The sequence below is a fragment of the Gemmatimonadota bacterium genome (genome assembly GCA_026387915.1).
Taxonomy (GTDB): Bacteria; Gemmatimonadota; Gemmatimonadetes; order Gemmatimonadales; family Gemmatimonadaceae; genus Fen-1231.
The window spans coordinates 328361-354158 of sequence record JAPLKS010000007.1 but is presented as its reverse complement, the minus strand read 5'-3'; the positions used below and the strand labels follow the sequence as shown (position 1 = coordinate 354158).

The window sequence follows — 25798 nt, the reverse complement described above, 5'->3', positions numbered from 1 at the left end:
ACTGCGCGGGGACGTGGCGTTCGTCAGCATCCGAACGACAAACAGGGACGTTCTGTCCGTGTTGCTAGGACAATGTGTCCGAGTGAGTAGGACAGATTGTCCGGCGCAGTTGATGTGCGATGCGGAATCGCAGAGGAAATGAGGCGGAAAGTCACGGCGCGGGGAGAGGGAGGGCCGGTTTGCCGTCGATATGCCTGTCGGCACAATAAATGCCTTGATTCGTTCTATGCGGCATCTCCAAATGCTCATCCCCCCGCGCGACTCCAAGGCGAAAATGCGAGCTGACTCCGAAGGATTGTCCCTCCATCTCCCCCGCATCCTGTGTGTCGATGACGACCCGCAGATGTGCCGGGCGCTCGAGGTGGTCGTGCGCAGTGGCGGCTACGAGCCGCGAACGGCTGGGTCGGTGAGCGAGGCGCTCGAAATCGCACGCCGAGAGGTCATTGACCTCATTGTCACCGATCAGCAGATGCCGACGTTGCGTGGCGTGGATCTCATTGCGCTGCTGCGCGCCGACGGACTCGACACGCCGGTGATCGTGCTCACGGCGTACGCGGCGGTGGCCGATGCGGTTGAGGCGGTGCAACGCGGCGCTCAGCACTACCTCGTGAAGCCGGTCGACCCAGATGTGCTCAGCAACGTCATTGGCAAAACACTCGAGGCTCGGCGCGAAGCCGAGGAGATCAATGCGTTGCGCCGCAGTGTGGTGGCGCAGCGTCCAGGGCGCCGGATGGTGGGCGCGAGCTTTGCCTTTCGGCGGTTGATGCGCGCCGTGCAGCAGGTGGCCGCGTCGAAGGCCACGGTGCTGATCGAAGGAGAAACCGGCACCGGCAAGGAACTTGTGGCGCAAGCGATTCGCGACATGAGCGATCGGTCGGGGACGGCCTATATCACGCTCAACTGCGCCGCGCTCCCCGAAGGGCTGATTGAGAGTGCACTCTTTGGGCACGAGCGCGGGGCCTTTACCGGTGCCGTCAAACGCAGCATTGGCGCGTTTGAGCGCGCGAACGGTGGGACGCTCTTGCTCGACGAAATTTCTGAAATGCGGCTCGACCTGCAGGCCAAGCTGTTACGGGTGCTGCAGGAACAAGAGTTTGAGCGCGTGGGCGGGTCGGAAAGTTTGCGCGTGGATGTGCGCGTGATTGCGACCACCAACCGCGATCTGGCGTCGTGCGTGCGCGCGGGCACCTTCCGTGAAGATCTGTACTACCGATTGAACGTGGTGCCGCTGCGCGTGCCGCCGCTCCGCGAGCGGCGCGACGACATTGCGCCGCTCGCGCGCTATTTTGCGGCGCGTGCGTCGAGCGAGCAAGAACGGCCGTTGGAGTCCATCTCCCCAGGAGCGATGGAACTCCTCGACGGCTATGACTGGCCGGGGAATGTGCGCGAGTTGCAGCACGCCGTGGAGCGCGCCGTCGTCACGAGTGGTGGCGCGCGACTCGAGGCCTGGCATTTTGCCCTCGGGACGCGTCCGTCGCCCCTTGCCGAGCCGCCACGCGCGGTGACGAGCAAGCCGTCCAGTTCCACGTTCGAGGGGCACGGTGCCTCCGCAGAGGAACTGGATGTCGCACAGGCCGAGTCACGGCTGATTCGCGTGGCCCTCGAACGGTGCGACTATAACAAAACTGCCGCTGCCGCACTGCTCGGCATGCACGTCCGCACCCTGCGCCGGAAACTCAAGGCGATGTCGATCGGCGGAATGCCGCCGCAAGACGATGACAATAATGCTGAAGCCGAGGAGTCGTTGTGAGCGACAAAACATCACGCACGGCCCCACTCGACGCGTTGCACGACACCGCGGCGCTGGTGTCGCCGGGAACCGAGCAAAGCGTGGCCGACGTTTGGAATAGCCACCTCGGGTTGCTCTGGTCGCAGTACGAAGCCATCGGGAAGGCCATCGCTACTGCTGAAATTCATGAGAGCGCCGAGGCCGTCGAGGTCGTGCATCTCCTGGCGTTCAAACACCTGCAGTTCGAATATTTCCGTCTTGCGCCCAACGGTTCCATGACCGCGATTTTTGCGTCAGAATCGTTGCCGGCCCACTGCCCCGTGCGAGGCGTGAACGAGACCATCCTGCAACGCGCCATTGAAGCCCGCGCGTTGGTGGTCGAAGACTGGGCGACGACAGGCGGCGGATTGTTCAACCCGTCGCACTCCGATGCGGCCGTGTGCGCCACCTGCGCGCTGAGTCCGTGTGGGTTCAAACTCGCGATGCCCGTGCTCTGGGAGGCGGAACTGTTGGGCGTGTGCCGCGTCGTGCGAAGCGGAGCGTCACGAGAATACTTGACGGCGGAGAAGTATTTTCTGGCGCGGCTCGCCGAGTCGATTGCCGCGAGCGAAAAATATCATCAGTTGCGACTCTCGCGAGATGCGGAGCGGCGCGAGGTCGCACGCCAGCGCGCGGAGTTGGAGCGGGTCGAGTTTCGGATGCGGTTGGCCGCAATGGTGTCGTGCGACGCGCTGGTCGCCTTAGACCCGGCCACTGGCGTGTCCACCGTAGAAAAGGCCGGGAACGGTCTGCGGTACCCGATGCCAACCGAGTTGCAGCTGAAAGACCTGCGGCAGTGGTGGCTCGACCTCGTGCATCCGGACGATCTGGACATCATCCACATGTCACGGCAGGCCATCATGGATCAGCCGGGAGTAAGCGCGAACGCGGAGTACCGCATCAAGGCTACTGACGGAGGCTGGCTACACGTCCGGCAAGCGTCGGTGTATGCCCCGGCAACCCCCGACCGGTCGGCGATGATTGTGGCGGCCATGAAGGACGTGACCGGAGATGTTGAAGCGCAGGAACGTATTACCGAGGAGCGCGCGCGCCTTGAGACATTGGTCATGGATCGCACGCACGATCTGAGCGAAGCCAACGCGGACCTCGCGCGAGCGGCGCGGCTCAAGGACGAATTTCTCGCCAGTATGAGCCACGAACTGCGGACCCCGCTCAACGCGATCCTCGGTATGACCGAAGCCATGCGTGAGCAAATTTGGGGGCCGATCACGCCGGAACAAGACGACAAGTTGCGCATTGTCGAAGAAAGTGGACGCCATCTGCTGTCGCTGATCAACGACATTTTGGATCTGGCCAAGATTGGTGCGGGCAAGCTGGCGCCGGAAATGGGGCCGGTGGACATCATCGGTACCGCCACGTCCACGCTTCGTCTTGTGACGCAGCTGGCGATGGAAAAGCAGATCCATCTGGCGAGTCGCTTGCCGGAAGAAGGGCCGATCATTGACACCGACGGCCGGATCGTGATGCAGATTTTGCTCAACCTGCTCAACAACGCCGTGAAGTTCACGCAAGCGGGTGGGCGGGTGTTGCTAGAGGTGGATGTTAATGCCAACGTCGTCACCTTCCGTGTGACCGACACGGGCATCGGCATTGCCGCCGACGAACTCGGGCGCATTTTCAAGCCGTTTGTTCAGGTCAACCGTGGCCTCACGCGAGCGTACGGTGGCACGGGGCTCGGCCTCGCGCTCGTCGCCCGACTGGCTGATGCCATTCATGGCACGGTATCGGTGGAGAGTGAGCCGGGCGTTGGGAGCGTGTTCACGCTCACCCTGCCTACGCATCTTGGCGGGCTGGAGGCGGCCGCGGCCGCCGTGCCGACTGGGGCCGTCAAGGCGCATCTGTCCTCGCGCCGGCGCACAATTCTTTTGGCCGAGGACAACGACGCCAATGCGCGCACCTACGTCGGCTATCTCGTCGCCAAGGGCTACGACGTGTTGGTGGCACCAGACGGCGAGGAAGCGATTCTCATGGCCCAAGAATCGCATCCCGCGATCATCCTGATGGACATTCAAATGCCCAACATGGATGGCATTGAGACCATCACGCGTCTGCGCGCCGATCCGGCATTCGCCGCTACGCCGATTATTGCGCTCACCGCCCTCGCGATGCCAGGCGACCGCGAGCGTTGCCTGCTCGCAGGCGCCAATGATTATGTCACCAAACCCACGAGCCTTCGCGATCTCACGGCTCGCATTGGTCGGTTCCTTGATATGAAGGATGCTGGAGACATGACGTGACCCCGAACCGAAACCCCCTGCGGCCCAGTCGCCTCCTAGTAATTGATGACACGGCCAGCGGCCGCATGACCATCGAAGCGGCGCTCGGTCGCGAAGGACACGAAATCATTCAAGGGGATTCAGGGCTCGAGTGCTTGCGACTGGCGGCCTTGCATCAGCCCGACCTCATTTTGCTCGACGTGATGATGCCGGGGATGGACGGCTTTGAGGTGTGCCGGCGGATTCGGCAGGATCCGGCGTTGCGCGGCATTCCGATTGTGTTGGTCACGGCGCTCTCCGACAATGCGTCGATGGCACAGGGGATCGAAGCCGGTGCGGACGACTTCATTGGCAAACCGTTTAATAAGTGGGAACTCCGCGCGCGCGTCGCGTCGCTGGTGCGCCTCGGTACGCAGCATCGTGCGCTCGCGGAACGCGACCGTTTTTCGTGGGTGTTCGAGCATGCCACCGACGGGTTCGCGCTGCTCGATCGCGCCGGACAGATCCTCAATTGCAATGCCGCCGCTCGGCGCTTTCTCGGGTTCGGTGACGGCGAAGCGGTGCAAGGGGATTTTATGGCGCGGCTGAAGCCTGACAACGTGCCGCACCCCGCTGGCGCGTGGGACCATTGGGGGACCCCCGAAGGCAATGACGCGCCGCTCTTTTTGGTGCGCAACGTCGACGGTGCCGCGTACAGCGAGTGGCTCCAGGTGACGCCGCATCGCGACGCCCTCGACCCCGACGCTATGACGGTGATCAATCTCAAGGACGTCACCGCGCAGGTGGAACGGCAGATGCGCCTGTTTGAGTTTCACGAACTCGTGTCGCACAAACTCCGCACGCCGCTGTACGGTGTGGTGGCGACGGTGGACCTGCTCAGCGCCGACGCGGCGCAGTTCTCCGGTGCCACGGCACAGTTGCTCGACGTGCTCAAGGTGTCGGCGGCACGCCTGAGCAATGCGGTGGTGGATGTGCTCGACTACGCCGATCGCGGGGCGACGCGCGAAGCGCCGTTACCGATTTCGGATTTTTCGGCGTTGGCGCAGAGCGTGGCCTCAGATCAGCACGTGGCGCGCGTGAGCATCAATGTGGCACCGGCGCTGGCCGGCGCGTCGGTGGCCCTCGGCGAAACGTCGATGCGTACCATTATGCGCGAGTTGCTGGAGAACTCACGCCGTTTTCATCCCAAGCAAGATCCAGAGGTCACGGTGCAAGTGGGCTCCGATCGCGCGGGGTGGTTGCGCATCGACATCGAAGATGACGGCGTGACGATGACGCCTGGACAGTTGGCGCGCGCGCTCGAACCGTACGTGCAGGGTGATCCGGCGCTGACCGGCGAGGTGCCTGGCATGGGACTCGGCCTTTCGTTGGTGGCCACGCGAGTGCGCATTGCCGGCGGGCGTTGCGTGATCGAGAATCGTGGCGACCGTGTGGGCGTGCGCGTGCGCATGGAACTCCCCTACCAGGCGGCGTAATGCGTCGCCCGCGTGTGTTGGTGGTGGACGATGAACGGGCCAGTCGGCTCGTGGTGGTGTCGGCACTCGAGGGGCTCGATCTCGACGTCGTGGAGTGCGAGTCGGCGCTCGAAGCGCTGCAAGCCGTGTCCGATCCGCCCGACGCGATTGTGCTCGACTTGATGATGCCGGGGGTGGACGGGCTGGAGTTGTGCCGCCGCCTACGCGCGTCGGACGGCACGCGCGACGTGCCGATTTTGATGCTCACCGCGCACACCGGGCGACCGGAAAAATTGCGCGCGCTCGAAGCGGGCGTCGACGACTTTCTCGCGAAACCGCTCGACCGCCTCGAGATGCGCACGCGCATCACGGCTATCTGTCGCCTCAACCGCTATCGTCGCGTGCTGGAGGAGCGTCAGCGCCTCGACAGTTTGGTGTCGCTCTCGCCCAATGGCGTGCTGGTGGTGCGAGGTGCCTCGGGGCGCGTCTGTTTTGCCAACGAGCGGGCGAAGGTGCTGTTCGGTGAATCCATCATGGACGCGACGATCGCCGCGGTGCTCGGCGACAAAGCCGCCGCCGCCGCCGCGCGGATGCTTGAGCACGCGCGCACTGGCACGATCGGGCCCGCCGACGCCGAGCCCTGGTCTGCCAAGGCCGGTGCGTTCGATTGCAGCGTGGCCGGCGGTGTCGTGGTGTGGGAAGGGGAACCCGCGCTCCAGCTTGTGGTCACCGACATCACGGCCTTGCAGCGGTTCGAAAAAGAGGTGCACCGGCTCGAACGCATGGAAACCACGGCGCGCCTGTCCGCGTCTATTTCGCACGACTTTGCCACCGTGCTGCAGGTGTGTCTTGTCCACCTCCGCACGCTGAGTGGGCCCGCGTCGGCCGATGCGTCGCGCATGGCGATTACCGAAATGCAGCAGGCGATTCGCCGCGGCACGCAAATCACGCACGACCTGCTCGGCTTCAGTCGGCGCGGTGTGGAACGTCCGGGCGGAAATTGCGATGCGAGCGCGGTGGCACGCGACATGGCGCGCCTGCTCGAAGCGCTATTGCCGCGCACCGTCAGCATTACCCTGCGGGTACCGGATCATGCGTGCCCCGTGGGCGTGGCCGACTACCAGCTGGAACAAGCGATCGTGAACTTGGCGACGAACGCGCGCGATGCGATGGCCGGACGTGGACAGCTCACGCTCACGGTGGCGCCGAGTGCGGAAGCGCCCGGCTGGATTGATGTGAGCGTGCGTGACACGGGGGCGGGAATGGACCCGCGTCTACTCGCGCGGATTGGTGAGCCTTTTGTGTCTACCAAGGCCGAAGGGCAGGGCACGGGGCTGGGCCTCTGGTCGGTGCTGCGGATGCTGCAGGGCGCCGACGGCCGGTGGGATATCGATACGGCACCCGGCATGGGCACCACGGTGCAGATGCATTTGCCGCCGGCGAGCGCAGGTTTCGAGCTGCAGGCAAGCTGAACGGAAGAACGGCGGCGGGGTGAACCCCGCCGCCGTGCTTCCGTACGCGACCTGACGCCTTACGCCATTCGAAGAACCTGTGCGGTTCGGATAGGCCAGAGGTCCAGCCACCAGTGATAGCGTGCGGGCGTCTCCACATTCGGGGCGCGCGCCGCCTCAAGGTAGAGCGGACCCACCGAGCCGATTTCGACGGGCGCCCGCTGAATGCGCTGCGGCGTCACATCCCACGGCTGCTTTTGGAGCGCGGCCACGTTGCGCGGGTTGCTCACAAAAACGAAGGAGGCGCTGCGCAACGTGCCGGTGATGACTTCCTGGAGTCCGGGCAACATCGACGCGCAGTTGATGGAGAGCTTGGGCACTCCACTCCCCACACCGTCGATGTGCAGCACCACCGGAGTGCCCGGAAAGAGGTGCTTCGCGATGGCCGTATGTAAAGGATCGAATCCGACGATCAACCGTGGGTGCGATCCGAACCAAGGCTCAATGCGGTGGACGGTTTCGGACAGCCACCAGGCGCTGGGATCTACGACGCGTCCGTCCGTGTTGACGCGCGACACAAGTTTGAGCGTGGCATCTAATGGCTCAATGCCAAACTGGTGGGCGCCCGCCATCAACTCAACGGCGCGGTCGCGGCGATTGGAATCTTGGGTGAGATCGCCGACAAAAAGAGTGCGGATCATAAGCTCTACTGTGAGGAGTACCGCCTCGTAGTAGTGCAAGCTTCATTCCAACGGCTTCATAGGGAGAAAGGCGCGGCGTCGGACAGATTGTCCGTTCTCGGTAGTTGCTGTCCTAGTGAGGCGGGGTGATCTGTCCCACGGCGGTTTTCGCTCAGCGCGCGGTAATAACCGTGAACGCGGGGTCGTGCGATGCGCACGACCCCGCGTTCACGAGCTTTTGGATGTTCGAAATTAGTGCACGAAGCTAGTGCACGATGACGTTGCCCGTCATACCGGAGTGCAGTGTGCACTGGTACGAAAAGGTGCCGACAGAGTTGAACGTACGCGAGACGGTGCCGCTCCCAGTGTTCTGAATGTCGGACGGTGCACCCGACTGCGGGCTAAACGACACGTTGTGCAGGCCGTTGAAGGTGAAGCCGACGCTCCCGCCCACCGCGATATCCACCGAGGCGGGGGAAAAAGAATCGCCCGAAGTTTCGACGTTGGCGCCGAGCGGGAATGAAGCCGCCGCTACCGTCACGGTGGCGCACGCCTGCTTCGTCACGTCCGCCGTGGACTTGGCGCAGATTTGCGCGCCAGGTGCGGCGACCGCTGTTGCCAAGCCCGATGTCGTAATCGAAACCTTGGTCGCGTCGGCGGCGACCCACGTGACGCTCGTGGCCGTACCGGCCGGTCCACCAGTCACCGTCGCGCTGAACTGCAAGGCCTGACCAACGGTCAGGCTCGCGCTCGACGGCGAGATCGACACGGCAATCGGCGCGGCCGGCGCTGGCACCGTGATGGCGGCGCAGGCTTGCTTCGACGCATCGGCGGTGGATGTGGCGCACACTTGTGCACCAGATGCTGCGACCGCAGTGGCGAGTCCGGCGGCGCTGACGGTCACCTTGCTGTTATCCGACGAACTCCACGTCACGGTGGTGGCGATTCCAGCGCTGGCCACGACGGTGGCACTGAGTTGCCGCGTGTCGCCGATTTGCACGGTCGCGCTCGACGGGCTCACGGAGACACTCGTCACGCCAACGGGCGCGGTGACGGTGATCGCCACGGTGCTCGTGATGCCCGCGCCTGCACTGGCGGTAATAGTAGTGGTGCCAGCGGAGACGCCCTGCACGAGGCCGCTGGACGAGACCGTGGCCACGCTGGTTGCCGCGCTGCTCCAAGTGACGGCGGGAGTCATCGCGCCGCCAATCTGGTCACGCGCGGTGACGGAGAGTTGTGTGCTGCCTCCAACACTCACGCTCGCGGAAGCGGGCGTGGCGGTGATGGCCGTCGCGATTTGTGGTTGCACCACGGCGGCAAACGCGCCGAGTTGAGCCACGCTGGCGGTGACGGTACGAGCCGTGGCGTCCCAGGTGCCGCCGGCGAGTGCGGTCCACGATGTGGCGCCGCGCGACGAGAGCAAGAGAATGCTGCCGGCGGGCACGCTGGTGGCGGGATGCTGGAGCGTGACCGTCAGCGGTTTATCGAGACGGAGTGCGTCGGGGGAGAACTCATACACCGAACCAACCACGGCACTCGGCGTGGGAGACACCTTGAGACTCGGGCCCACGTGCAGCTGCGTGCTCGCGGAGGCCGCCGCAGAGGGAACGGTGATTGCGACCGCGCCGCCCATCAAAGAGAGTTGGCTACTGGCGGCGCCAGCAGCCGGCACCGCAATCGGTTCGTGCACGGCGAGTCGCACGGAGGAAGAGATGCCGGCCGTGGAGGCGGTCAGCGTGACGATGCCGCCCTTTTTTGGGGCGAGCGTCGCGGACGCGCCACCGCTCGCGGGCGTGACATCGAGTGTGAGCGGATCGCTCGAGCTCCACGCGATGGTTTGTCCGCTGACGGCATCACCGCTCGCGGTCACGGGTTGTGCGGAGAGCGAGGCGCTCCCACCCACGACGACGACATCGTCGGCTGGCGCGAGTCCAAGTTTCACGGCCGCGACGGTCGGTGCGGGCGGTATGACGGGGGTCGGGGTGGTGGGGGTGGCGGCAGGCGCCGAGTTGCCACCACCGCCGCCGCAGGCGGCGGCGAGGAGCAGGGCGAGCGCGGTGAGGCGCGGGGGGCGGGAACGACGCATAAACCTTCCAGAGTGGGGTGGGCCTGGGGGGGCGGTCCTTCACTCACGTTAGCAATACCCGGCAAACCGGTTTTTGTGACAGATCGGGAGGAGAAATCGCAGGGTTGGCGATGGGTTCCTATCCATATACAACTATATGCCTATTTTTCCTTACAGTTATATAAGGGTATTTCGGATGGCGCGACTCGGCGAGGGGAGGTAATCTCGACAGGTCCGGCGCTCGGCGTTGCCACACGCCGATGTGCACCATCCCGCGGGCATCGCGCCCACTGGTTTTCACCTTTTTGAGGAGTACATCCCAATGGCCAGCAAGCTCTTTCCCATGAACGAAGGCACCGCCGATCGCGCCGTGCGCGTGACGGTGGGCGTTGTGCTTCTCGCGCTCGCGTTTGTCGGACCGCAGACGCCCTGGGGCTATCTCGGTTTTATCCCGCTCGCTACGGGGCTCCTGGGCACCTGCCCCGCCTACACGCTGTTTGGTTTTTCGACCTGCAAGACCAACGGCGCGTGAGGGGTCAGGCCGCCGCGGCCGCTGCGGCGGCCGCGGCCATGGCGCTCTGGGCATCCGCCCAATCGAGCGCCTCGCGGTAGAGCGTGGGGAGCGCCGTGGGGGCGACACCGAGTTCCGCTGACCGATTGAGCACCTCTGGCCAGTCGCCATCCTCCCAAGCCTCCACAAGCGCTAGGGCGGCGCCAAACCAGTCACGGCGCTCGAGGAGCGCAGCGCGCACGTCGGAGGCGGGTTGGATTTGCCGCAGGAGATCCGGCATCGTCACACCGGTGATGACGTCGAGCAGGGAGAACAGCCCCACGAGAAACAGGGAGGGCGCCGCACGCGGCACGCCACACGCGGCCGCCAGCGACTCGCACCAGTGCGCCCGCACGAGCGTGGCGCGGTGGAGTTCCTCCGTGACGCCCCGTCCGCTGTGCGAGGCGAGCAGGCACATCGAGAGCCACCGATACAACGCGACGCGGCCGAGCAACCGAATGGCGTGCGCGATGGACCAGATTTCCGTTCCGCCAACGGCGGCGGAGTTCACAATGCGCAACAGGCGGTACGACAGGTGCACGTCGCGCGCGAAGACGTGCTCAATCTCACGATCGCTGATGGTGGGATCGAGCAGATCGCGCATCGCATGGAAGATGGCGAGATGGTTCATGTCGAGATCGCGGCGCACCACGGTCTCCGGTTGCGTGAACCCGTAGCCCTGAAAAAAACGAACGCCAAGGGCCACGCACCGGTCGCGCGTGCCACGCTCGTGCACCTGTTCGGCAATGAGAATGCGCCCTTGCTGCGTGGCGCGCGTGGCGGCCGGCGCGAGCTCGAGGTCGGAACGCTGGCCGACGCGCAGCTTGACGGCATGCATCAGAGAAAGCAGGGCGTCCCCAGGAGCATCGCACGCATAGTTGCCCAGCGAGAGCTTATGCCCAGCGGCGCGGAGTGAGGTACAGGCTTCAAAGAGCGTGGCATCAACTGGGTCGGCGGCGTCAATCTCAAATACGATCGTGCCGGGTGAGATCAAGCCGATGGTTTCGCTGGTCAGTACCTCGGGAGTGACTTTCATAAACACGCGGCGCCCTTCGCCGAGGCGTTTGAGGCCGGCTCCCATCACAGCCTCCACGAGCACTCGCGCGTCCACGTCCTTGGGGGCGACCTCGGGAAAGTCGGTTCCGCCGGCCGGTCGGTGGGCGACTTCGTAGCCGACGACCTCTTCGGCTACGTTGAAAATTGGCTGCCGTGCGAAGAAAAGCTCCATTTGGTTTAGTATCGTCCTTGCGCACGCTCGGCTGGAGTGAAATCCGGCGATCGGACGAAAAAACCCGACACAATACGAGGGGAATGCCGCTCCCGCGTGCCTGCCCGCTGGGGCAACTTGGGGGTGTGCTTCGGCGCCGTGGCACTTCATCTGATGGGAGTGACTGGCGGGTGGAGGGTAGGGTGTATCCTTTGTCATGTGGGGAGCGGACTATGACGACCTCTCGATTGGTGCTCACCTTGGTTGCGGTCGCCGCCGTCGCCGCGGTCGCCGCGTGCGGCCCCGCCGTGACGATCACGCGCGACGCGTCGCTCCCGATCTATCCGCGCACCACGTATGCGTGGGGCGCCGTCGATGGTCCGCGCACCGCGGCTGAGCGCGACGCGCGTGAGGTGAACGACAGCGTGCGCGCGCGCATCGTGCGTGCCATCGACGCGGAGTTGGCGCTCCGTGGTTTTCAGCGTGTTGCCTTTGACCGGGCGCAGTTGGTGGTGCACTACCACATCGGCGTACAGCAGCGCGTGGACACCCTGCGCAGCGTGCCGGCGTGCGATGGCAAACCGTGCATCGATGGGGTGATGTCGTGGGGCTTTTGGGGTGCGCCCGAAGCCTCACTCCGTGAGGTGCCCTACGCCGAGGGATCGTTGATGCTCGACTTTCTCACGCAGCCGGCGCTCAAGTTGGCCTGGCGCGGGCACATCGCCGCCGAGGTGACGGATCGTTCGTCGAGCGAGGCAGTGATTCGGCGCGGCATCGCGCGGTTGCTGCGCGACTTTCCTGGCGCACCGTAGAATACTGATGTAGCGGGTGACCGCACACGCACACGCACACGCGCGCGGCCGTGGCGCGCGGTCAGCTCTTTGGTTTGGCGGTCGCCGGGGCCGCTGGGGTCGCCGACGTGGCGTAGCCGGGAATCCAACGCTCGAGGACGAATCGGAGGCCGTTGAGTTCAATCGGCTTCGGCGCAAAGTCGTTCATTCCAGAATCCAGCGCGCGCTGACGGTCTTCTGCAAACGCACTCGCAGAGAGCGCGACGATCGGCGTGGTCTGGTTGATACCGGCCGCGCCGCGTACTCGGCGCGTGACTTCGTAGCCGTCGATCTCCGGCATGTGGCAGTCCATGAACACGAGCGAAAATTTCTGCTTGGCGAGCAGGTCGAGCGCCACGCCGCCTCCGTTGGCCGAAATAACTTCGGCACCGATAGAGCCGAGCATCGCACGGGCGACCATCAGGTTGAGCTCAACATCGTCCACCACGAGAATGCGCGGGCGGTCCGCGGACGGTGCGGCGACGGCCGCTGGTACTTTGCCGGACTTTGCGGTGACCGGTGGCGCTGGTGCCTTTATCGGCTCCGTGGCGGGCTCGGCGGCACGTCCGGAGGCAGGTTCGGAGGCAGGTTCGGAGGGCTCGACTCGCGGCACCACGACAGCGCGCACTCGACCGTCGGCCAGCTCGTCGAGGAGCGATTGCAAATGGTCTTCGCGCACGGGGCGCCGCAACTGCGCCTCCGAGCCAAGCGCCGAGAGCTGCGAGTTATTGAGCGGCTGATGCAAGCCACTGAGCAGTACCAGCGGCGGATGCTCGAGCGACGGATCAATCAGGGGCGGCGAGCTGTCGGGCTGTGCGGGTGCATCGGCAATGAGCACCGTAAACCGTCGTCCACTGGCGAGCGTCGCGCGCATGGCGTCGAGGTCGGGTGCCATCTCGGCGGCGATGCCGGCACGGCCCAACATTTCTGACAGAGCGTCGCGCGTGAGCGCCGACGCGCAGCAAATAAGGGCGCGCGCCGTATTGGGGAGACGCCCGTGGAGTGGCACCTCGCGCGCGGTCGCGGCGGCGGGCAACTGCAGATCGACGGTGAACTCCGTGCCCGTGCCAGGCGTGCTCTTTACCGAGAGCGTCCCGCCCATGAGAATCACGAGTTGCCGTGAAATGGCCAGTCCAAGCCCGGTGCCGCCAAAGCGCCGGGCGGTGGACGCTTCGCCTTGCTGAAACTGTTCAAAGAGTCGCTGCTGCACTTCGGGCGAAATGCCGATGCCGGTGTCCTTCACCCCGACGCGCAGTGCGATGGTCTGCCGACCAATCATCACCGTCTCGAGGTCCACGCGCACCGCGCCGTGTTCGGTGAACTTCACCGCGTTGCCGACCAGATTGAGTAGCACCTGTTTGAGTCGCGCGGCGTCGCCCACCGGCCAGCGCTCGGCGCGGATGGTTTCGCGCACGGCAATGTCGAGCCCTTGTTCTTCGGCCTTCACGGCAAAGAGGTCCGACACATCGTCGAGCAACGCGCGCGGATCGAACGGCGCGTTCACCAAGTCCACGCGGCCCGCTTCGAGTTTGGAGTAGTCCAGAATGTCGTTGAGAATGCCGAGCAACGACGACGCGGACTTGTTGATGACTTCAAGCGACCGGCGATCCGCTTCCGTATGCGCCGACGCGAGCAGCGCTTCGCTCATTCCGAGCACGCCGTGGAGTGGCGTGCGAATTTCGTGGCTCATATTGGCCAGGAACTCACCTTTGGCGCGGGCGCTCGCCTCGGCCGCCATCTTGGCGGCGGTGAGTTCCGTTTCGGCGTCCACGCGCGAGCGCTCCACACGGTACGCGGCAAAGCCACTGATGAGCGCGAGCAACACACCGACGGTGATGCCGATGGTCACGATGCGGTCGAGGCGCCCAATCCGATCGTCGTAACGATCGACACTAAGCGTGATCCCAACAAATCCCGTAATGCGGCCGTCCTTGGTGAGAATCGGCGCATTGGCGCGCACCCCCCTGGCCCAATCCGCGGGGCGGGGCATTGGCTCTACGACAACCGTACGATCCTTCCACATCTGGAGCAGCTGCGGTGGCGCGACATCCATGCGACCGAGTTCGACGTGCTCCTCTACGCCGTCGGCGGAGAGCTTGCCGCGCGGCGTGGCGTCCAGAATGAATCGAATGGAGTCGCCCACCACCACGCCCGTGACGACGCGTTTGATGGACGGGTTGCCGTCAAGCAAATGCTGTAAGGGGCGCACGGCTTCGATGTATGCCGCACTGGATTCTTGTTCCCGCGCACGCAACCCCGCGTGCAACTCCCCGTCGACGAGCGACGCCGCGGTCTCAGCGGTGGAGCGCAGATACTCGTGCACATCGTCAAAGAGCACCTTCCGCATGCTGAAGCGGATTGTGCCGCCAATGACGCCAGTCGCGGTGAGAACGACGCTCCCGTACATCAGTCCGATCCAAAGCGGGCGCAGACTGCGACGGGGGCGTACGGGCAAAACGGGGGGGAGATCAGTCATGTGGATGTTCTAAAGATGGCGTTTGCTCCACTGTCGCGCCATTATCGGGGTATGCCAACACTGCAAATTGACGGTCGGAAGATTTATGTGGAGGACAGCGGCGGTTCAGGTGAGCCGGTGGTGTTCTGTCACGGACTCCTCTTTTCGTCGCGCATGTTCGAGGCGCAGGTGCGCGAGCTTTCGCCGTCGTACCGCTGTGTGGCCTACGACCTCCCGGGTCACGGTCAGAGCGGTGACGCCACGGGGCACGCGTACAGCATTGAGCAGGCGTACACCGACAGCGTGGCGCTCATTGAGCAAATGGGGCTCGGGCCCTGCCATTTTGTGGGCCTTTCGATGGGCGGCTTTGTGGGGATGCGCATTGCCGCGCGCCGCCGCGACCTGCTCCGCACGCTCACCGTGTTGGAGTCGTCCGCGGAGCCGGAGCCAGCGTCCAATGTGCCAAAGTACCGGCGGCTCGCGCTCGTGGCTGGTTGGCTCGGCCCGTGGGCGGTCATCGGCCCGGTGATGCCGATTCTGTTCAGTCAGACCTTCCTGAACGATCCCACCCGCACCGCTAAACGCGAACGCTGGCGGGCGGAGTTACGGCGCAATCGCCGTGCGGTGGTGCGGTCCGTGCATGGGGTGATTGAGCGCGCCGGGATCACCGATGAACTGCCTGGCATTACCACGCCCACACTCATCATGGTGGGAGAGGAAGATGTGGCAACGACCCCCGAGAAGGCCGAGCGCATTCACGCGCTGATCCCGCGCTCAGGCTTGATCCGTATTCCCGGCGCCGGACATTCATCAACCATCGAGCAACCGGAAATGGTGAACCGAGCGTTGCTCGATTTCTTTGCGGCCAACCGATGACCGTGCGCTAGCGGCTGTCTTCGCGCCGCTGGCGTACGCGCTGCGCGTCTTCGAGGCGTCGGCTGAGGTCGGCGACGCGGTGCTTCCACCCGCGGGCCAGTCGCAAGCGTCCACGTAAGAGTTGGTCGCCAATGAGGCCGCCGATCACCGCGAGCACCACCAGCGCCAGCCACCAGAGCACAACGTCGTACGTCGTGGCGACGAGTGATTCGCTGTTGTGAAAGACGTGCTGCAGAAACGGGCTCGGGCCGAAATACAGTAGGGCGCCGCCGAGCACGACCACAAAGGTGACGAGCAACGCGCCAGCTGTTTGCGCCGCCACAAGCGCGCGCTTGGACGACAACAGTTTGAGCTCAAGCGACGCAATAGACGCAGCGAGTTCCGCGTGATCGAGCGACTCGGGCGGCACGTGGTCTGGACGATGCTTGGCGAAAAGCGTCGCGGGGGCGCGGATGTCGGGGCGCGGCATATCCAACTATGACCTTTTATGCGCGCGGTATCCAGTAGGACCGGCTTAGTACTTGGCCGGATGCCTGGCCATGCTGGCGTCAAAATGGGAACGGAGCACCGCAAGGTCGGCGGATTGATCACCAGTGACGGTGAAGGCGGGATAGATCCGCACGAGGCGCTTTGGAAAATCGAACGACACCGGCACGATGGGCACGCGCGCGCCGCGCGCGACGTGATAAAAGCCGGTGCGCCAGGCGGGAAGCTTCTTGCGCGTTCCCTCGGGGGAGAGCGCCAGCACCATATGTGGGCGGCTCTCGAAATAGCCCACGGTCTGTGCGACCATGTCATGCGATGCCGCCCGATTGACCGGCACCCCACCCAGCCACCGCATCAGCGAGCCGAGCGGCTCGCGAAAGATGGTGTGCTTGCCGAGGAAAGTACCGCGCAGGTCAAGGGCGAACATCACCATGACGCCAATGAAAAAATCCCAGTTGGACGTGTGCGGGGCCACGATGATCACGAACTTCGACTCGTTGGGCATTTCGCCCTCGATGCGCCATCCTGAGAGGCGGAGTGCGAGGTGCGACAGGCCGCGCGAGATGGCGTTGCCGCGGCGCGGGACGTTGGGGCCGAGGGTCGGGACGTTCAGCATCGTGGCGGGGAGTGTGGCGAGGTGGCTGGCGGAGGGCAAGGGTGTCGCGCTAATCTGCGGGGTGGGGCGGCGCCGTCGCCCCGCTTCCTTCTGCCCCGGTACGCCGATGCGTTACGCTCGCACGCTCGCCTTTCTCATTCTCGCCGCAGCGCTCCCACTCGGCGCGCAGCAGACCACGCCCGCTATGGTGAAGCGGCTCCTCACCGGCCTTGCCGACGACTCCATGCAGGGGCGCGCCACCGGAACGCCCGGCGCGCTGCGTGCGGCGACGATGATTGCCGCCGAGATGAAGCGGATTGGGCTGGAGCCAATGGGAGACTCCGGATTCTTCCAGCGCGTACCGGTTACTGTGGGCGATTCGGTCAAACAATTTCGTCGGACGCGGGTGCCCGATCCGACCGATCCGGCGAAGTCCACCATGAAGGTGGACAGCAGTTCGTTTACGTGGCGGGTACCGCTCAAGACGTTCACTTCAATGGCCGCGTACGATTCTGCGCCGGTGGCGCGCCGTCGTCCGTCGGTGAATGTGGTGGGCGTACTCCGCGGGAGCGATCCCGCCCTGAAGGCCGAACACATTCTGATTGACGCGCACTACGACCACCTGGGCATGCGCGGCCCCGGCGTGAATGGCGACTCCATTTACAACGGCGCCGACGACGACGCCTCCGGTGTGACGGCGGTGCTGGAGATTGCGCGGCAGTTCGCCAAGGGGCCGCGCCCCAAGCGCACCGTGGTGTTTGCGGCGACCACCGGCGAGGAAGTGGGGCTCGTGGGCACCAACTGGTATATCGCGCATCCGGCACTCCCCCTCGAGCAGATGGTGGCGAACCTCGAGATTGAGATGATCATGCGCCCCGACTCACTCGCGGGTGGAAGCGGGCGTGCATGGCTGACCGGCTACGAGCGCTCGAACATGGGCGAAATGCTCGCCGCCAATGGCATTCCGATTGGCCCGGACAAGCGACCGGCGCAGAATTTCTTTCAGCGGAGCGACAACATCGCGTTCGCGCGGCGTGGGATTGTGGCACACACGCTCTCGACGTTCAATCTCCACACCGACTACCACCAGGTGACGGACGACGCGTCGCATGCCGACTACGATCACATGACGGGCGTGATCAACGCCGGTGCAAAGGCGGCTCGCTTGCTCTCCGACGGTCCCAAGCCGGAGTGGAAGGCCGGCGGCAAGCCCTGATGGACGAGCGGCGGCGCCAGTTGGCGCCGCCGCGGATGTGGCAGGAGAGGAACGAGCGGACGCGCGCGGCCAAGTCAGCGCGCGTCGTGCTCCGCCATCTCGGCGTAGCGCCCGAGGGTGTCCTGATAGTCGTGCGTGACATCGGCAATGCGCATCTGACTGAGCAACGCCGCCGGGATTGCGCGACTTCCCTCAAAGAGCGTCGCGAGCGGAATCGTGTTGAGGTCGCGCTCAGAGCGTTTGGCAAAATGACGCTTGAGGTCAGCGCCGCCTGAGGCGTCCACCGCCGCCCGCACCGCACGCCCGCGCGGTGCGCCGGCCGCCAGCAACATCGCGAGCACGCGGGCGACCCGCACCCCCACGCGCTGCGGGGATTCCAGCAGGATTCCCGAAATCGCGCGGATTGGCACGCCGCCCACGAGAAAGAGCGCGGCGAGCCAGAGCCCGACGGTCGTGAGGTACCGCTGCCATCCCTGCACGTGCAGCCCGACAATCGGAATCGCAAAACTGGCCACCACCCAGAGGAATATTGGGTAGCCCATCAGAATTCGCACGCGCAGGGTCCGTTTGTATTCGTACCCAAAATGATCGGCCAGCAGGCGGAGCGCGGCGTCGAGCGTACCACTCGCTTCGCTGGCGGCGAGCAGCGCCGCCTCAAACGTCGCGAGCGCTCCTGGCGCAGTGGCGATGGCAGAAACGACGGACCGCCCAGCCTCTGTCCCGTCCACAATGCACCGACGGAGCGCCTCCACGGAGGGCGACGGGGAGGGAGCGAGCGCGCTGAGCGTGGCGTGGTGGGTCAACCCCGCCGAACAGCCAGCGTGCCAAGCGCGGTAAAACTCCGCTCGGTAGCGCGGTTCGTCAAAGCGGCGGAGTTCACTGGCGAGGGTGACGGACATATGGTCGGGAAGTTACGCAGCGCTCCGGCGGAGGGCAGGGGGCTGGTGGCGGGGGCGGGCGCAGTGGCGGGCGGATGGCGCAATCGCCCCGCGCCTGCCAAGTTTGGGCAGACCTTGACCAAGGAAATGCCGATGACGAACCGACTCAATGTGTGCCTGGCGGCGTTGCTCTACGCCACGGCGTGTAGTGCGCCTGCGTCCACTGGTGCAGGCGCTGCACCCGCTCCGACGCCCGCTCCTGCTGCCAAGGCGGCTCCGGCACCCGCGCCAGCGGTTGCGGCCCCTGCGCCGGCCCCCGCGCCGGCGCCCGCACCGGCAGCGCGCGGCCGCAACGTCGATCCCGTCGGCATGTACGACGTGAATCTGATCGCGATGGGCAACGAGATGGTGCTCAACGCGCGCATCGAGAAGAAGGCGGATGGCACGTACGGCGGTCAGGTGACCGGCGACGGCATTCCGACGCTTCCGGTGAAGTCGGTCACGGTCACAGGGAACATCGTGCGGATGGTCGTCATGGCGCCCGACGGCGGCGATGCGATCATCTCGATGACCATCGATAGCGATAACAATATTTCCGGCGACTGGTCGATGGCCGGCGACGGCTCCAAACTCACCGGCAAGCGCCGCGCGAAGTAAGCGCGCCACAACGCTCGCGGTACCGGAATACCAAGCGGGGCCGGACACAGTGAGTGTGTCCGGCCCCGCTTGCATTGAGAAACGTCTCGTCGGCTGTTCTGATCTCCCCCGCGCCCCTAGAGCGCGTTGGTCCCGCCGGCCGCGCCCCCAGCCCCCTTGGCTGGCTCCGGCGTAAAATCTTCGCCCGGATTGATGAACTGGTCGCGCTCAATCTGATATTGCTTGTCGTAGAGTTGTTTGTATCGCCCGTCGTTGGCGAGCAGTTGGTCGTGCGTGCCACGCTCCACGATTTCGCCGTGCTCGAGCACAATAATCTGATCGGCGCTCTGGATGGTGGAGAGTCGGTGCGCAATCACGAACGTCGTGCGTCCGCGGCGCAACGTGCGCAAGCCATCGCGAATGTGCTGCTCGCTCTCGGAGTCGAGGCTCGACGTGGCTTCGTCGAGAATGAGAATCTTGGGGTCGGCAAGAATGGCGCGCGCAATACCGATGCGCTGCCGCTGACCGCCAGACAACTTCACGCCGCGTTCGCCGACGATGGTGTCGAACTTGTCGGGGAACTGATCAATAAACTCGTCGCAGTGCGCCACCACAGCCACGGCGCGGATGTCTTCCAGCGTCGCGCCAGGCTTGGCGAATGCGATGTTGTCGGCGATCGTGCCGTCAAAGAGAAAGTTGTCCTGCAGCACCACGCCGAGATTGCGCCGGTAATCGCGCAACCGTACGCCCGCGAGATCGCGTCCGGCCACGAGAATACGCCCCTTGCCGGCGCGATTGAACGCCATGATGAGCGAGATCAACGTGCTCTTGCCCGAGCCGCTGGAGCCGACGAGCGCCGTGGTCGTGCCTTCTTTGGCCACAAACGTCACGTCCTTGAGCACCGGAATGCCTTCGCGGTACTCAAACCACACATGATCAAACACGATGTCGCCGTCGGCGCTCGCGAGCGGCTCGAGGTTGGCATCGTCCGCGTCTTCGGTTGGCGTGGTCATAATCTCGCGGATGCGGTCGAGCCCGGCTAAGGCCTCGCTCATCTGCGTGCCAATTGCGGCCATCTGTACCACGGGGAAGGTGACGAGCCCCACCAAGAACACGTACACCACAAAATCGCCGAGCGTCATGTGACCGGCGAGAATGTCGCGTCCGCCAATCGTAATCATGAGCACGCCCACGCCGCCGATGATCACCGTCGAAAAGGCGGTGACGGCCGAGGTGCCAGTAATGGTACCGGCAATGTTACGAAACAGCCGGTGCGCGCCTTTGGTGAACACAATCTCTTCGCGCTTTTCGGCGGTGTACACCTTCACCACGCGAGCACCACCGAGCGCCTGGCCGAGGCGACCGGAAATTTCAGCCGCGATTTTTCCGCGCTCGCGGAAGATCGGGCGCAACTTGTTGAACGCATACGCCATCACGCCGCCGAACAGCGACAAAATGCACAGCGTCGCAGTGGTCAGCTTCCAGTTGAGCCAGAACAGGCCGCCGAGTGCGATGCTGGCCGTCACGATGCCGCCCACCAACTGAATGATCCCCGTGCCCACGAGATTGCGCACGCCCTCGGCGTCGGTCATCACGCGGCTAATGAGAATGCCGCTTTGCGTGGAGTCAAAGAAACTCACCGGCAAGCGCATCACGCGCTCTTGCACGCGGCGTCGGAGGTCGGTAATCGCGCGCTGGCCGGCCACGCTGATCACTTGTGACAGCCCAAAGCTGGAGGCCGCCTGCACCAGCGTGGCCAGCCCCGCGCCAATAGCGAGCGGCACGAGCAACTCGCCGCGTTTTTCGCCAATGACTTTGTCGATCAACCACTTGGACGACGCCGGCAGCACAAATCCTGCTAAGCGGTTGATGAGCATGAGCCCGAGTCCAATCGAGAGCGTGACCCGATGCTTCCACATGAGCTCGCGAGCCTCGGCCCACGCGTTCGTGTAGTTGACTTTCTTTTTCTTGGGCACTGCGCCGGGCTGAGTCACCGGAGGGGTTGTTTGGGGTGCGGCGGGAGCGGCCGAGGGCAGCGGGTCACGAGCCCGCCCGGAACGTGTTTCCATGCTCTCAATCTAATGGGCTGGGGTCCCGGTTCGGTTCCCGCCCTGCCGCCCGCAAAATGGTGGCGGGGTTGTTGGACATAATCCCGTGCACGCCCATCGCCCACAGCCGCTGCGCCTGCGCTGGGTCATCAATGGTCCACACGTGGGTCGGCACGCCGCACGCGGCGGCCATCCGCACAAAGCGTCCCACAGGAACGGGAAGGACCGAGCGATAGCGCGGCGTGATCATCAGCGCATCGTAGGGAAGCGCACGCGGCTGGATACGCCTCCATATCCGCTGATAGAGCCGAATCACATCGGCCTTCGTGGCGCCGGTGGCAAAACCAGCCGCGCGAAACGGGGCGAGCGCCTCCTCGTGGAACGACCCCACGAGGCATCGGTCACGCGCACCATGGTGCTGCAACAACCGGAGGGTTTCGGCGGAGGCCTCGGCTGTTTTGAGCTCGAGAATAAGCCGCTCGTGCGGAAAACACTCGAGTACAAAGTCGAGTGTCGGCATGCGCACGCGGCGGTCGCGCCACGGAAAGGTGAGCCCGTCGTTGCGCGTGAATCGGTACCCGGCGTCGAGCTGCTGCAACTGCTCGCGCGTCATCGCGCGCACCTCACCCGTGCCATTGGTGGTGCGATCCACGCTCGGATCGTGAATGACCATGACGTGGCCGTCTTGCGAGAGGCGCACGTCAAACTCAATGCCGTCCGCGCCGAGCGCGAGGCCGGCGCGCAGCGACTCAATGGTGTCTTCGGGGACATTGGCGGAGTCGCCGCGATGGGCGATCACGCTCGGCGTCGATGGCAGGATGGAGGGGTGTGGCACAGCTATAAAATGCACGGCGGGGGGCAGCTTTCGCCGCCCCCCGCCGTCAAACGCTGGTGTTGCCTGTGTTCTAGAAGTCGTACTTGACGCGCGTGACGAGCATGCGGCCAATGTTCGGCGTGCCGGCAAAGGTCGGCGCCGGGGTGTTGAGCAGGTTCGTGACGTTGAGCGACCACGCGATGCGCTGGCCAATCGGCAGCTTCCACGTGGCGCCGAGGTCGAACTGCGTCGACGCCGGAACCGGCTGGTAGACCGGCGGCCAGCCGAGCGTGCTGAACACGCCGGAGTTGACCGGGAAGGCGTCGGTGTAACGCACCGTGCCGTCCCACGACCAGCCATTGGGCTCGTCCATGTAGTGCACCGAACCGGTCGCACGCCACTTCGGCGAGTTCGACATCAGCGGGTTGGTCGGGCCGCCCACCGTCGGGAACGCGATCTGGCCGGTGTGCGACATGGTGGCCGAGTAGAGCCAGTGTTCGTCGGACTGATAATCCACGGCGAGGTCGATACCGCGGACATCCACTTCGCCGCTGCCGTTCTGGTAGGTGGCGATGATCGTCTGGTCGGGCGCGAGCTTGGTGTTCGTGAAGGAGAGCGCACCCTGCGGGAGCGCGGCCATCAGCGGCACGAGTGCGGCAGCGGCCTGAGCGGCCGTGGCCGACGCAACCGCGACCGGAACGCCGGCCTGAATCAAACCAGTGGCAATCGAGGTGCCGAGGTAGGCGCCAAGCTTGGCCGGATCATAGAACACGAGCGGGTTGGCCTGGGTAATCGGCACGCCCACGTCGCCGCGGAGCTGATACCACAGGTCGAGCGAGATGCGGAGCTTGTCGGCGATGATGGTCTTGTAGCCGAACTCCCACGTGTTGTTGAACGAGGCCTGCAGCGGCTGCAGATCCTTGACGTCAGCAACCTGCACCTGCGTGGAGCCAAGGCGGAGCACCGAGCCCACCTGGGCGTCGGTCGGGCGGAGCGAGTTGAGCAACGTGCCCAGGCCGCCGGCCGACTGCGGTCCGAGCAAGCCAAGCAATGCGGCCTTCTGTGCGGCGCTCAGCGTCGGCAAGCCGGCGATGATCGTCGGCAGCGCGGCCATGAAGCCCGGGAAGGCGTTAGCGGCCGTGGACGAAACGTTCGTCGTCGGGCCCTGCGCCACCCACGGCGAGTGCATGCAGAGACCGGAGTTGATCGTGGCGTCGCAGCCGCGGCTGAACTGCCAGCCTTCCTTGGCCGGGTTACCAATCGCGCGGAGGGCAAAGCCCGGCGCCTGATTGGGGTTGGAAATCTGATCGAGGAAGTACGAGAAGCTGGCCGGCGAGTTGAAGGCGCGGCTGAAGGAGAAGCGATAGTTCTCGGTCGGCGTGCGCTTGTACATAAACGCCACGCGCGGGGAGAACTGGACGCCGCTCAAACGGTCCGTGTAATCGGCGCGGCCGGCCCACACGAAGTCGAGCTTCGAGGTGAGCGGCGTGGTGCTCTGGAGGTACGCACCTTCTTCGAGAATGTCGGTGCTGCCTTCGTTGCGGCCGAAGATCGAGCCTTCGGAGCGCGGGTGCGTCGAGATGTAGTCCACGCCCATCGTGTACTTATTGCCGCCGAGCTCAAAGCCCTGCTGCAGCTGCGCGGACAGCACCGTGGACTTGTCGACCACGGGGATGCCGGTGCGCATATAGAACGTGCCGTTGGCGTCGGTCGCGTTCTGGTTACCGGAGTTGTTGGTGTTCAAGAACACCTGCGCGAAGAACTTCTTGTAGCGCACGCGGTCCTGCAACGACGAGTAGGACCAGTTCTTGATCTGCGACGCACCGAACGCGCCCGTGAGTTCCACGGCGCTGCCGATGTTGGTGATGCCGCCGGTGAGGATGTTTTCAAAATCCTGGCTCGGCTTGTAATCGAGGCGCGCTTCCGACGACCAGCGACGGATGTTGTAGTCGCGCGCGGCCGCTTGACCGGAGCGCGGCGAGCCGGCGATCGTCGGGAAGACGAGCGGTTCGTTCGGATCGGTGTACTTGAAGTCGGTGCCGGAGAAGTATTCGCCGGAGAGCTTGTAGCCCCACGAGTCGGCGAACACACCGGCGTGACGCAACGCGCCGCGGAGCAGCGACTGCGTGCCGCCGTCGACCGTCATCGTCGTGCCCTGCGAGTTGAAGGGCGACTTGGTGATGATGTGAAGCACGCCGTTCGCCGAGTTGGCGCCGTAGAGCGCCGAGGCGGGGCCGTTGAGCACTTCGACGCGCTCGACGTCTTCGTTGGTGCCGGTGAACAGGAAGGGAATGTTCACGCGGAGCGACGGGACGCCGGCGTTGCGATAATCCTGCAGCATGAGCATCGCGGTCGAGAACGCGTTGTTGAAGCCGCGCGACACGATGTTCGACTGCACGAGGCCGCCCTGCGACACGGAGAGGCCCGGCACGCTTTTCATTTGACCAGCGATCGTCGAGGCCGGACGATTGCTCATCTGCTCCGAGGAGACCACCGAAATTGAAGCCGGCGCATCGAGGACTTTTTCCTCAGCTGCGCCGCGCGTTGCCGTGGTGACCACTTCGTTGAGGGACGTGACCGCCGCTTCAAGCGCAAAGTTGGCCGTTGTCGTGGCACCGGCCTTGACGACGATGCCTTCACTGCGCTTGGCCTGGAAGCCAATGCGCTGCGCAACCACGGCGTAGGTGCCGGGCGCGAGGTTGGCGATGCGATAGTTACCGTTGTCGCCCGTCTGAACGACGGCGGCAATCTTGAGTCCGGACACGGCCTGAATGCGCACACCCACCGCGCCCTTGCCGCCGTCGACTTCCGAGACGCGCCCGGCGATCTGACCCGCCTGTGCCGCTGCGCTGGTCGCTGCCGCACAGAACGCGGCGAGCGCGAACAGCCGGTTGACGAAACGTCCTACCATAAGGTTGTACCTCGTGTTGCGAGTGTGTACGGCCTAGAGGTGGCTAGGCCGGGCTCCGTTTCTCTAGGACGGCATAGCCGGCATGAGGTAACGAATGCTCTAACTTTGGCTCCCGCGCCGTTTTAGGCAAGTCTTAGGGGGGTCCAGAGGGGGAGGCCGACGGGGGTTACTTTGGGGGGTCAGCAGCGTTTTTGGCGGTGGAGGCGAGGCTCGCAGGTCAGTCCACGATCCGCCCACACGCCAATCCGAGCTTTCCGTGCGGCCGCCACCGCCGCCTCGATGCGCTCCACATACCGCACATTCGGCTTATACACGAGCACCACCACCGCTCCCTGACGGGCGAGCTCCTCGTTGGCCATGCGGCCATCAGCGAGCCACACAAAGGCGAGGGTGCGCCCGTACTGGTCCTGCCGGCGGGTGTCGTACTCAAGCTCCACCCGAGCGCCTGGGGGAGCGAGCCGCACGAGCGCGGCGCGCGCGGCGGCGCCAAAGGGAGCCTGATCCTTTTCCGGCGCGTCCACCTGCAGAAGGCGCACCCTCCGCCCGTCCGTGCAGCGGAAGGTGTCCCCGTCATTGACGAGCTTCACGACACAGTCCGAACGGCCTGTACGCGGCTGCGCCGCCGTCCCCAGCAAGGGAAC

Annotated in this window: 20 protein-coding genes; 9 read left to right on the top strand and 11 right to left on the bottom strand. The window is 64.9% G+C overall.

All coding sequences use genetic code 11. The features are described 5' to 3' along the window. Positions 1-241 precede the first annotated feature (241 nt). The 4 genes from NTZ43_04020 to NTZ43_04005 are packed head-to-tail and all read left to right on the top strand — an operon-like array spanning position 242 to position 6931. Complete coding sequence (locus NTZ43_04020) at positions 242-1750, top strand: sigma-54 dependent transcriptional regulator (protein MCX5766380.1); 1509 nt, start codon at positions 242-244, stop codon at positions 1748-1750. Beyond that, positions 1747-4026 carry an ATP-binding protein gene (locus tag NTZ43_04015; GenBank protein MCX5766379.1) on the top strand — a complete coding sequence of 760 codons (2280 nt, stop codon included), beginning with the start codon at positions 1747-1749 and terminating at the stop codon, positions 4024-4026. The genes NTZ43_04020 and NTZ43_04015 overlap by 4 nt, the downstream gene beginning before the upstream one ends. Then, on the top strand, positions 4023-5480 hold the full coding sequence (locus NTZ43_04010; protein ID MCX5766378.1) for a response regulator: 1458 nt from the start codon (positions 4023-4025) through the stop codon (positions 5478-5480). Before NTZ43_04015 ends, NTZ43_04010 begins: the two co-directional genes overlap by 4 nt. Beyond that, the gene (locus tag NTZ43_04005; GenBank protein MCX5766377.1) at positions 5480-6931 is read left to right on the top strand and encodes a response regulator; all 1452 of its coding nucleotides are present in this window, start codon (positions 5480-5482) and stop codon (positions 6929-6931) included. The genes NTZ43_04010 and NTZ43_04005 overlap by 1 nt, the downstream gene beginning before the upstream one ends. A 59-nt stretch (positions 6932-6990) precedes the next feature. On the opposite strand, the gene NTZ43_04000 is transcribed toward NTZ43_04005, so the two are convergent. Both NTZ43_04000 and NTZ43_03995 read right to left on the bottom strand, forming a co-directional pair. Further along, on the bottom strand, positions 6991-7611 hold the full coding sequence (locus NTZ43_04000; protein MCX5766376.1) for a hypothetical protein: 621 nt from the start codon (positions 7609-7611) through the stop codon (positions 6991-6993). A 244-nt stretch (positions 7612-7855) separates the two neighbouring features. After that, on the bottom strand, positions 7856-9676 hold the full coding sequence (locus NTZ43_03995) for an Ig-like domain-containing protein (protein MCX5766375.1): 1821 nt from the start codon (positions 9674-9676) through the stop codon (positions 7856-7858). A gap of 301 nt (positions 9677-9977) precedes the next feature. Here NTZ43_03995 and NTZ43_03990 point away from each other — a divergent pair, with 301 nt between their 5' ends. Next, positions 9978-10187: a DUF2892 domain-containing protein gene (locus NTZ43_03990; GenBank protein ID MCX5766374.1), complete on the top strand. Its 210-nt coding sequence runs from the start codon at positions 9978-9980 to the stop codon at positions 10185-10187. Positions 10188-10191: 4 nt separating this feature from the next. Here the strand turns inward: NTZ43_03990 and NTZ43_03985 are convergent, their stop codons facing one another. Continuing rightward, a complete protein-coding gene (locus NTZ43_03985; protein ID MCX5766373.1) occupies positions 10192-11433 on the bottom strand; it encodes an HDOD domain-containing protein in 1242 nt (413 codons plus the stop codon). Positions 11434-11645: 212 nt separating this feature from the next. On the opposite strand from NTZ43_03985, the gene NTZ43_03980 reads away from it, so the two are divergent. Continuing rightward, positions 11646-12224, top strand: coding sequence for a DUF4136 domain-containing protein (locus NTZ43_03980; GenBank protein ID MCX5766372.1), 579 nt, complete (start codon positions 11646-11648; stop codon positions 12222-12224). Positions 12225-12285: 61 nt separating this feature from the next. Here the strand turns inward: NTZ43_03980 and NTZ43_03975 are convergent, their stop codons facing one another. Next, the gene (locus tag NTZ43_03975) at positions 12286-14718 is read right to left on the bottom strand and encodes an ATP-binding protein (protein ID MCX5766371.1); all 2433 of its coding nucleotides are present in this window, start codon (positions 14716-14718) and stop codon (positions 12286-12288) included. A gap of 51 nt (positions 14719-14769) precedes the next feature. Here NTZ43_03975 and NTZ43_03970 point away from each other — a divergent pair, with 51 nt between their 5' ends. Further along, positions 14770-15573: an alpha/beta fold hydrolase gene (locus NTZ43_03970; protein ID MCX5766370.1), complete on the top strand. Its 804-nt coding sequence runs from the start codon at positions 14770-14772 to the stop codon at positions 15571-15573. A 7-nt stretch (positions 15574-15580) separates the two neighbouring features. Here the strand turns inward: NTZ43_03970 and NTZ43_03965 are convergent, their stop codons facing one another. Together NTZ43_03965 and NTZ43_03960 are read right to left on the bottom strand one after the other, a co-directional pair. Next, the gene (locus NTZ43_03965; protein ID MCX5766369.1) at positions 15581-16042 is read right to left on the bottom strand and encodes a hypothetical protein; all 462 of its coding nucleotides are present in this window, start codon (positions 16040-16042) and stop codon (positions 15581-15583) included. 45 nt (positions 16043-16087) lie between these two features. Continuing rightward, a complete protein-coding gene (locus tag NTZ43_03960; GenBank protein MCX5766368.1) occupies positions 16088-16675 on the bottom strand; it encodes a lysophospholipid acyltransferase family protein in 588 nt (195 codons plus the stop codon). A gap of 106 nt (positions 16676-16781) precedes the next feature. On the opposite strand from NTZ43_03960, the gene NTZ43_03955 reads away from it, so the two are divergent. Beyond that, on the top strand, positions 16782-17870 hold the full coding sequence (locus NTZ43_03955) for a M20/M25/M40 family metallo-hydrolase (protein MCX5766367.1): 1089 nt from the start codon (positions 16782-16784) through the stop codon (positions 17868-17870). A gap of 74 nt (positions 17871-17944) precedes the next feature. Here NTZ43_03955 and NTZ43_03950 read toward each other — a convergent pair whose 3' ends face one another. Next, positions 17945-18769, bottom strand: coding sequence for a type II secretion system F family protein (locus tag NTZ43_03950; GenBank protein MCX5766366.1), 825 nt, complete (start codon positions 18767-18769; stop codon positions 17945-17947). A 132-nt stretch (positions 18770-18901) separates the two neighbouring features. Here NTZ43_03950 and NTZ43_03945 point away from each other — a divergent pair, with 132 nt between their 5' ends. Beyond that, positions 18902-19405, top strand: a complete 504-nt coding sequence (locus tag NTZ43_03945) for a hypothetical protein (protein MCX5766365.1) — start codon at positions 18902-18904, stop codon at positions 19403-19405. Positions 19406-19521: 116 nt separating this feature from the next. On the opposite strand, the gene NTZ43_03940 is transcribed toward NTZ43_03945, so the two are convergent. The 4 genes from NTZ43_03940 to NTZ43_03925 form a co-directional block, all read right to left on the bottom strand. Continuing rightward, positions 19522-21378, bottom strand: coding sequence for an ABC transporter ATP-binding protein (locus NTZ43_03940; protein ID MCX5766364.1), 1857 nt, complete (start codon positions 21376-21378; stop codon positions 19522-19524). 79 nt (positions 21379-21457) lie between these two features. Next, a complete protein-coding gene (locus NTZ43_03935) occupies positions 21458-22231 on the bottom strand; it encodes a glycerophosphodiester phosphodiesterase family protein (GenBank protein MCX5766363.1) in 774 nt (257 codons plus the stop codon). 106 nt (positions 22232-22337) lie between these two features. After that, positions 22338-25157: a TonB-dependent receptor gene (locus tag NTZ43_03930; GenBank protein MCX5766362.1), complete on the bottom strand. Its 2820-nt coding sequence runs from the start codon at positions 25155-25157 to the stop codon at positions 22338-22340. Between the two features lie 179 nt (positions 25158-25336). Beyond that, a complete protein-coding gene (locus NTZ43_03925; protein MCX5766361.1) occupies positions 25337-25744 on the bottom strand; it encodes a thermonuclease family protein in 408 nt (135 codons plus the stop codon). Between the last annotated feature and the right edge of the window lie 54 nt (positions 25745-25798).